We start from the raw sequence: 9,090 nt of genomic DNA on the forward strand, positions 1-9,090 counted from the left end.
GAACCCATGTATGTTCGTGTGGATGTGTGATGGATAGGGATGAAAACGCAGCTAGAAATATCCTTAGTCGAGGATTGGGTACGGTAGGGCATATCGGAACCTCTGCACTAGATGTAGGCAACGCTTGGGGAGATGAAACCTCTACTCTTTTTGGCGAAAGCCTGATTGAGCAAGTTATGTCTTAGATTCAAGAATCCCCGTGCATTTATGCCGGGGAGTGTCAATTCCAGGAATGTGTGTAGCAGTAGAACTGGGAGAAGTTCACGAAATTGTTAATACTGGCTCAACTGAGCTTGTTCTCACTTACTTTGGTTTGCGGGTGGAAAAGGCGTAATTATTGGTTTTTTACCATACTTCCAGACGCGACTAATCGCGTCATTAAATTTTATAATAATGCATAAAATATCAAACAAGTGAACTGGAAAATATATAAAATGTTCTCGATGATCACAATTCAATAGCTTTCTCTATTTGAGATTGGTACTGTGGCAACTCACTATATATAAAAGTGCGATCGCCTGTGACACTGTAAACAACTTATGTTTTTAATAATCCTGAAGAAATATACTGTATCTAGCATTAATCACAACTACTTCTTAAGTGCCACATAATAGCAAAAGATAGTCCATCCCATAGAGGAGTATTAACATTAGCTTTTCTCAAACCTTCTCCTGTCCAGGAATTACAGGTTCTCAATACCGAGTAGCTGCCATTCGCTGCGTAAAACCCAGCATTGGTAGTGTGACCATCACCCAAGCGAATTTTTCTCCCCTTGGCATCTACTTGAAAAGTAGCCTGGATAAATTCCATTAATCGCAAATAATCTATTTGACTAATTTTAATACATTTTACTTCCAAATAATTAGGTATTGATTGATAACCTTTAACATCCATAACAGAAGAAGTTGGTAGAAATAGCGCTTTCAAAGTCGTAGATAAGTTGATATCTCTTAAAGAAGGGGTTGACATATAAAAATCACGATCTCCCCAGCCAAAACTTAAATAAGTATAATTACTAATTGTATCTATACCTATTCCATCTAGCAAGATATTTTCCGACCAATTAAAAACATTATTTTTGATTGGCACTATAATATTAGAATGAATTCCTGTATTAGAAACACAAATATTTAAATTACAGCGCTGTTGTGAGTAATCACTCCATTTCCTAGGTATTAACGCAGCGATCGCTAATAAAGCTAAACTAAAGAAAACAAAACTCAAAAAGTAGCAGTAACGACACAATAAGTGTTGACAAACTGAATTATTGGTAACTCGCATAACAACCTAAACACTTTTTTATAGTAAACTCCAAGCAGAGTCTATGGATGCGGACAATTGGACATTTAGATTACAAAGGGCACTACCCATGAGTTCCCGCGCACTGCTGTTGATAAATCGTCACGCTCGCCAAGGACAAAAAAGTCTGTCGGAAGCGATTCATTATCTTGAGACACTCGGCTTTAATTTAATCGAGGAGTCTACAGAAGATCCTAAACATCTTTCTGAAGTTATACTTCGCTACCAGCATCAAGTTGATTTGGTAATTGTTGGTGGTGGAGATGGCACTCTTAATGCCGCAGTAGATGCTTTAGTTGATACCCAGTTGCCCTTGGGAATCTTGCCTTTGGGAACTGCAAACGATCTGGCGAGGACTTTGGGAATCCCCAACTCTCTATCCGAAGCTTGCAAAATTATTGCCTATGGAGATTTGCGACGCATCGACTTAGGATGGGTAAATGGTAAGCACTTTTTCAACGTTGCCAGTTTGGGGCTAAGTGTGAAAATTACCCAGAGACTGACCAAAGAAGTCAAACGCCGTTGGGGAATATTAGCTTATGCTGCCACTGCATTACAAGTAATTTGGGAAGCACGACCTTTTAGTGCGGAGATTGTGCTCAACGGTAAATCGCTTCGCGTCAAAACCTTACAAATTGCCGTGGGTAATGGTCGTTATTACGGTGGTGGCATGGCAATAGTTCATGATGCCACAATAGACGACCAAAGGCTAGATCTTTATAGTTTAGAAATTGAGCATTGGTGGCAAATTATACTATTATTGCCAGCGATGAGACAAGGGCGACATATACATTGGCGGGAAGTCCGCGCCCTTCATGGACAGGAAATAGAGGTTTATACACGTAAACCACGCCCGATAAATACCGATGGTGAAATTACTACCTACACCCCTGCCCATTTCCGTGTTATACCTAAAGCAATAACTGTTTTAGTACCTCCAGAACAAATCAATATAGTCAATGGTCAATAGTCATTTATTATTCTCTGTGCCTACTTTGCCCTTTCCTTAAGCTACCTAATAAAATTTGGTATTTTAATGATTAGTTTTGGTTTTACTTCTACTTGTATAGAATTTCTATTTGATTTTAGAAAAAACTGCGTACACTTCTAACTCCCTTTTTTCCCATTCCCCATTTACAAGGTAAAAGCTGAAAGCCCCTGAAAATTAGTGTACTTTGTGCTTCAGACAGGGGATGAAAGCTAGCTACAGGATTTATCGTGTTTTCATGATTTCTGTTGTTCAATGTACTTTGCCAAATGCATCTGAGATTTTCTCAAGACATTAAGTCCCTGTTGCAACGCTTATCTGAAAAATCGCTGACTTTAGGCGATATTTTGGCAGAAACTTCCGAACGGGGATTTAGCCTGGTAATTGCATTATTAGTTTTGCCCTTTTTGTTTCCTATGCCACCGGGCTTGGCTGGCCCTTTTGGTGCTGCTTGCTTGCTGTTGTCAGTGCAGATGGTTTTGGGGAGGCGATCGCCTTGGCTACCCAAAAGAATCGCTAACTACAAATTCCCTCGCTCCTTTGCCCAGCTTCTTTTGCAAAACCTGGGACGTCTGACTAAAGTGTTGCAAAAAATAGCCCGTCCTCGGTTAGCGAAAATAGCCCATAATCCTCTGACTTGGCGAATCAATGGGTTTTGTATTTCTTGGTTAACACTATTGCTCATGTTACCAATCCCCTTTACAAATCCCATTCCCACCGTAGGCATTTTACTTTTAGCAGTTGCTACTATCGAATCTGACGGTTTGTTAATTTGTGTCAGCTACGTTATCACTGCTTTGATTACCTTACTGTTTGCATTCATTGGTTATGCATTGTGGTTAGCTCCTAGTTGGCTACCATCTATATTTAAATAATAAAAGCTCCCAGCCAAAGACTGAGAGCAGTAATTTATAAGGGTGCATCTACCATCTATTTGTTCGCTTTGTTTTTCACGATATCCGGGAAAAATTAACTGGACAAAAAAAGGTTTTTTATCAATGCTCAGCAATTAGAAATTGATATAATAAAAGCCCCCAACCAAAGGCTGAGAGCAATAATTTATAAGGGTGCATCTACTATTTATTTATCCAGCTAAGTCATTGCTGTATCAGGACAAATTCGATTTATAAAAAAGTTTTTTAGAATCATACAATTGCCATGACTAAGTAATAAAAAATTAGTAAAAAAAGCCCCCAACTAAAAGCTGAAGGCTGTAATTTAATTAAGGTGCATCTACTATCTATATATCCGCTTTGTTGATCGCTGCATCAGGAAGAATTGAGAAAAGCGATCGCTGGTTTGGATTAAAAAACGAGATGATTTGTTGCTGAAAGAGTAGCGATCGCCATTTTTATTAGTACCATTCTGTGTAAATGTTGCGATCGCTCCTTTCTCTGTCAGGGAAATTGAAAGTTGCTCCGTATAATATGTGATGCAATAATTTCAGATATAGAAATCAGCCCAATTAGAAATCATGCCTTGTATGGTAGTTCTACACGCACTTTCAGATTTCATGAATTCTAATTGTGCAGTCAACAATTTATCTCCTAGCTATTACTACCAAGGATATTGTCCTCAAAGTGGTGAAGCTCTAAGCCTGCCCCGCACCCCAATGGCCGAAGCGATCGCATCTGGTTTGATGCAATACCTCGCCAAAAATGACCTTTATAATCGTGAGAGCAAGATGTATGGCATATTACTAGTTGAACTACCTACTGGTGAACAACGCGTACTAAAAGCTTTCTCTGGTCTTCTAAATGGTTATAGTATTTTTGATGGCTGGGTACCGCCAATTCCCGGACGAAGCCAAGTTGCTCTAGAGGAAGCCCGCACATTAGCCCAATTAGATGCCATCAAGCAAGAACTTATTACCCTGAAGCAACTGACTGAACGGCAACAGTACGAAATGCTCGTGCGCGAGTTTGAGCAACAATTGCAACAAATGAGCGATCGCCATGGACATTGCAAACATCAACGGCAGGAAAAACGTCAGCTACTATACGAAACTCTCACTGGGGAAGCACTGACTATTGCCTTAGAACAACTCAACGCAGAAAGCCGTTTACATGGAATTGAGCGACGGCAACTCAAACGCCAGCAAAATGAAGTGTTACAGCCGCTCAAGCAGCTGATTACAGCGACGGATGAACGGATGCGTGAACTCAAACAACAGCGTAAAGCCTTATCCCAGCAATTGCAGGCTCAGATGCACGCTGCTTACAGCCTGACTAATTTTTCCGGTCAATCCCTATCGTTGCAGCAACTGATACCAGGAGCCTCTATACCTACTGGAACAGGAGACTGTTGTGCTCCCAAACTACTGCACTATGCGGCAACATATAGTTTAAAACCATTGGCAATGGCGGAATTTTGGTGGGGAGCCTCCTCAGTGAACCAAGACAAAGTTCAGGGAAAATTCTATGGGGCCTGCATGGAGCGCTGTCAGCCATTGATGGGGTTTCTGCTCTCAGGATTGCCTCCAAGGCAAAGAGGGAGGGAGGGGGAGAATTTCACTCTCTCACTCTCTTTTACTAAGTTTCCCATTGTTTATGAAGATGAATGGCTGATTGCTGTGAACAAACCCCCAGGACTACTATCAGTACCCGGTCGTTATAGCGATCGCCAAGATAGTGTCGTGAGTCGTTTACGTCATCTGTATGGTATGGCGCTGGCGGCTGTGCATCGCCTGGATCAGGAAACTTCTGGTATAATCTTGCTGGCTCGCGATCGCCAAACTCATCGCCAACTGAGTCAACAGTTTCAACAACGACAAGTTTACAAGGTCTATGAAGCTTTACTTTGCGGTTTAGTGACACCCGAGCAAGGTGTAATTGAACTACCACTGTGGGGAGATCCTGAGAATCGTCCCTATCAGCAAGTCGATTGGCAGCGCGGTAAACCCAGCTTGACTAAATTTCAGGTTATAGCCAGAGAAGGGGAGTATACTCGTGTAGAGTTTATACCACTTACAGGACGCACTCATCAGTTGAGGGTTCACGCTGCCGATTCGCAAGGACTTGGGGTAATTATTTTAGGCGATCGCCTCTATGGATGTCGTACTGTTACAAGTCGGTTACATCTTCATGCCAGAGAACTTCGCTTTGAACATCCACAATCGGGCCAAATACTACATATAACAACAAAGACGCCGTTTTGAAAACTGGGTAGACAAAAGGACACTTACAAGCCGCGGATTTTGTTGCTGTCTGCATAAATGAAGAAATTTTGATTTTTGATTACAATGGAACAGCGCAATTTGCCAAAGAATATAATCTGTGCTAAAGCAATCCAGGTGTTCTACCCACGTAAATTCAGAAAATGCTCTATGAGTAATCAACTCCAAGACTACAATCCCAGCGCCGTAGGTGAAATCAATGGCAACCTTTTGGGTTTGCCATTCGATTACGAATCTGCCAATCTGATTGTCTTTGGCGTACCGTGGGAAGTTACCGTTTCCTATGGTGCTGGCACCGCCAACGGGCCACAGCAAATTTTGGACGCTTCGACTCAACTGGATTTGTTTGATTTCGATCACCCTGATGGCTGGAAACAGGGAATTTTTATGCCAGAAATTCCCCAAGATATTTTAGAGAAAAACAAATACTATCGCGCCCAAGCCGCAAAAATTATCGAACGATTAGCGCAAGGTAAACAACTGGCAGATACACCAGATTTAACACCTGTTCTGACAGAAATTAATCAAGCTTGTCAACAGGTAAATAAATGGCTGTTTACACAATGCCAAGAAGCAATTAACAAGGGGAAGCAAGTTGCAGTAATTGGGGGTGATCACAGTTCACCTTTGGGTTATTACCAAGCATTAGCAGCTAAATATTCCAACTTTGGCATTTTGCACATTGACGCACACGCAGACTTACGCGATGCCTACGAGGGATTTGAGTTCTCTCATGCATCCATTATGTTTAATGCGATGAAGCTGCCGCAAATTTCTAAGTTAGTACAGGTAGGCTTGCGCGATATTTGTCATGATGAAGTACAAATAATTAACCAATCGAATAGTCGCATCGTTGCTTATTATGACCCAGCCATTAAACAAAAACTTTACGCTGGCACGACATGGATTGATTTATGCCGAGAAATGATTAGTCATTTGCCGGAATACGTTCATATTAGTTTTGACGTAGATGGTCTTGATCCAAAACTCTGTCCGAGTACAGGTACTCCTGTTCCTGGTGGACTGGAATTGGAGCAAACTTTTTGTCTGTTCCGTGAATTAGTAAATAGCGATCGCAAAATTATTGGCTTTGATATCTGCGAAGTTGGCGACGCTGAATGGGATGGTAATGTAGGTGCGCGGATTGTTTATAAGCTAGCGAATTTGATGGATTTATCTCAGCATCAAACATAGAACATAGGGGATGACCAAATAATTAGTAATTCGTAGTGAGGCTCTCTACGAGACGCTAAAAGCGAACGCGACTCGCTACCGCTGCGCTAACGTAAGTAGTGAAGGAAAATCTCAATGGAGGAGTAATGAAAGCTATTGAAGTCATGGGAACTGTGGATGACCAGGGTCAACTCTCATTAGATGTACCGTTAATTGTTGACAAGCATACCCGCGTCAAAGTAATTGTACTGCTCTCTGAAGAAGCTGATAAAGAAGATGAGGAAATATCTGAATCCGCTATCGAAAGTTTTCGCCAGGGTTGGTATGATGCTATGAGGGGAAACACTTTACCTGTTTCTCAACTGTGGGAAGGAATTGATGCAGAATGACTCACCATTTATTCAGGTTGAGGTAACTGCTAAATTCCAACGTAACTTGCGGATTTTAGCGAAGAAATACCGTGGTATTCGCACCGATATTCAGCCCACTATTGAGCAGCTTCAATCTGGAGAACTACCAGGCGACCAAATACCTGGCGTAGGTTATGCAATTTTTAAGGTACGAATAAAAAATAGGAATATCCAAAAGGGTAAAAGTGGTGGATATCGGCTGATATATTATGTCAAAACCAACACTAACATCATCTTAGTTACTATTTACTCCAAATCCGAGCAAGAAGATATTGCAGCAGAAGAAATTCAGCAGATATTGGCTGAGTTTGAACAGGAATAAAAACCACGCCCACTCTTGGGTTGAGCTTTCCCGCCGCTTTCAATGAACATGACGATCTAAATTGCTGTGGCTTTCTGGTAGTGATGATAAGCGATCGCAAATAACCCCCGCAAAACAGGTACACAAGTAGCGGTAAAATGATCATCCATCCGTCATTTGCTAACCCTTGACACCCATGTATTGCGACTACCTGGTACAAATCCTGACTGCCCGTGTGTACGATGTTGCCCAGGAAACACCACTGGAGTATGCTCCAAATCTGTCTGCACGACTAAATAATAAACTCCTGCTCAAGCGAGAGGATATGCAGTCAGTATTTTCCTTTAAGCTGCGGGGTGCTTACAATAAAATGGTTAACCTGTCAACAGATTTGCTAGCACAAGGTGTAATTGCGGCATCTGCTGGTAATCATGCCCAAGGGGTCGCTCTTGGTGCTCGTCAGTTAGGAACAAAAGCGATGATCGTTATGCCAGTGACTACACCCCAAGTCAAGGTAGACGCGGTTAAAGCACGCGGGGGAGAGGTTGTGTTGCATGGGGATACCTACGATGATGCATACACTTACGCCCGTCAACTGGAAGCCGAAAAGGGACTAACCTTTATTCACCCCTTTGATGATCCTTATGTGATTGCTGGACAGGGGACAATTGGCATGGAGATTCTGCGGCAATGTCAGCAACCCATTCATGCAATTTTTGTAGCAATTGGCGGTGGCGGATTAATTTCTGGGATTGGGGCGTATGTAAAACGGTTGCGTCCGGAAATTAAGATCATTGGCGTTGAGCCGATAGATGCTAATGCTATGTATCAATCGCTGAAAGCTGGACATCGGGTGCGATTGCCGCAAGTAGGCTTATTTGCTGATGGGGTAGCGGTGCGGGAAGTTGGTGAGGAAACTTTTCGTTTGTGTCAGCAGTATGTAGATGACATCATTTTGGTGGACACGGATGATATTTGTGCTGCAATAAAAGATGTGTTTGAGGATACACGCTCCATTTTAGAACCAGCAGGTGCATTGGCGATCGCAGCGGCCAAAGCCTACGCAGAACGGGAGCAAATTCAGGGACAAACTTTGATTGCTGTAGCCTGCGGCGCTAATATGAATTTTGATCGCTTGCGTTTTGTGGCAGAACGGGCAGAATTTGGCGAACGCCGCGAAGCCATATTTGCAGTTACAATTCCCGAAGAACGGGGCAGTATTCGCCAGTTTTGTGAATGTATTGGTAAACGCAATCTAACTGAGTTTAACTATCGCATTGCTGATCAAAGAGAAGCTCATATTTTTGTGGGTGTACAAATTCAAAACCGTGCTGACGCGGTAAAGATGGCGGAAACTTTTGAAGCCTGCGGGTTTAAAACTATTGACTTAACTGATGACGAACTGACAAAATTACACCTACGCCACATGGTTGGTGGGCATTCTCCTCTCGCCCACAATGAGTTACTCTATCGTTTTGAGTTTCCAGAACGTCCCGGCGCGTTGATGAAATTCGTCACTTCCATGAGTCCAAACTGGAATATCAGTATGTTCCACTACCGCAACAATGGGTCAGACTACGGGCGAATTGTCATCGGTATCCAAGTTCCTCCCCAAGAGATGGCAGAGTGGCAGGCTTTTCTGGATACTCTTGGCTATCGCTATTGGGATGAGAATCAAAACCCCGCATACAAGCTGTTTTTGGGATAGGGGATTGGGCATGGGGCATTGGGGATTGGGCATTGG

General features: G+C 42.5%; 8 protein-coding genes and 2 pseudogenes. 9 read left to right on the top strand and 1 reads right to left on the bottom strand.

What is annotated here, in order from left to right:
• A pseudogene (locus IQ246_RS27015) lies at positions 1 to 185 on the top strand (RNA-guided endonuclease TnpB family protein); the annotation flags it as partial.
• A gap of 38 nt (positions 186 to 223) precedes the next feature.
• Positions 224 to 334 (top strand): annotated as a pseudogene (locus tag IQ246_RS27020) (cupin domain-containing protein); the annotation flags it as partial.
• Between the two features lie 245 nt (positions 335 to 579).
• Here the strand turns inward: IQ246_RS27020 and IQ246_RS27025 are convergent.
• On the bottom strand, positions 580 to 1,224 hold the full coding sequence (locus IQ246_RS27025) for a TIGR02117 family protein (RefSeq protein WP_244142174.1): 645 nt from the start codon (positions 1,222 to 1,224) through the stop codon (positions 580 to 582).
• 145 nt (positions 1,225 to 1,369) lie between these two features.
• Here IQ246_RS27025 and IQ246_RS27030 point away from each other — a divergent pair, with 145 nt between their 5' ends.
• The 7 genes from IQ246_RS27030 to ilvA all read left to right on the top strand — a co-directional run bounded on the left by IQ246_RS27030 (position 1,370) and on the right by ilvA (position 9,054).
• Positions 1,370 to 2,269, top strand: coding sequence for a lipid kinase (locus IQ246_RS27030; protein ID WP_194006376.1), 900 nt, complete (start codon positions 1,370 to 1,372; stop codon positions 2,267 to 2,269).
• Positions 2,270 to 2,556: 287 nt separating this feature from the next.
• Positions 2,557 to 3,162 (top strand): exopolysaccharide biosynthesis protein, encoded by a 606-nt coding sequence (locus IQ246_RS27035; RefSeq protein WP_194006377.1) that lies wholly within the window; start codon positions 2,557 to 2,559, stop codon positions 3,160 to 3,162.
• A gap of 608 nt (positions 3,163 to 3,770) precedes the next feature.
• Positions 3,771 to 5,444: an RluA family pseudouridine synthase gene (locus tag IQ246_RS27040; RefSeq protein ID WP_194006378.1), complete on the top strand. Its 1,674-nt coding sequence runs from the start codon at positions 3,771 to 3,773 to the stop codon at positions 5,442 to 5,444.
• A gap of 168 nt (positions 5,445 to 5,612) precedes the next feature.
• Positions 5,613 to 6,656, top strand: a complete 1,044-nt coding sequence (gene speB / locus IQ246_RS27045) for an agmatinase SpeB (RefSeq protein WP_194006379.1) — start codon at positions 5,613 to 5,615, stop codon at positions 6,654 to 6,656.
• A gap of 125 nt (positions 6,657 to 6,781) precedes the next feature.
• Positions 6,782 to 7,024 carry a hypothetical protein gene (locus IQ246_RS27050; protein WP_194006380.1) on the top strand — a complete coding sequence of 81 codons (243 nt, stop codon included), beginning with the start codon at positions 6,782 to 6,784 and terminating at the stop codon, positions 7,022 to 7,024.
• Entirely contained in the window at positions 7,014 to 7,367 is a 354-nt protein-coding gene (locus tag IQ246_RS27055; protein ID WP_194006381.1) for a type II toxin-antitoxin system RelE/ParE family toxin, read from the top strand. Before IQ246_RS27050 ends, IQ246_RS27055 begins: the two co-directional genes overlap by 11 nt.
• Positions 7,368 to 7,542: 175 nt before the next feature.
• Positions 7,543 to 9,054 carry a threonine ammonia-lyase, biosynthetic gene (ilvA, locus tag IQ246_RS27060; protein ID WP_194006382.1) on the top strand — a complete coding sequence of 504 codons (1,512 nt, stop codon included), beginning with the start codon at positions 7,543 to 7,545 and terminating at the stop codon, positions 9,052 to 9,054.
• Positions 9,055 to 9,090: the final 36 nt, after the last annotated feature.

It is taken from the genome of aff. Roholtiella sp. LEGE 12411, from assembly GCF_015206995.1.
Taxonomy (GTDB): Bacteria; Cyanobacteriota; Cyanobacteriia; order Cyanobacteriales; family Nostocaceae; genus Komarekiella.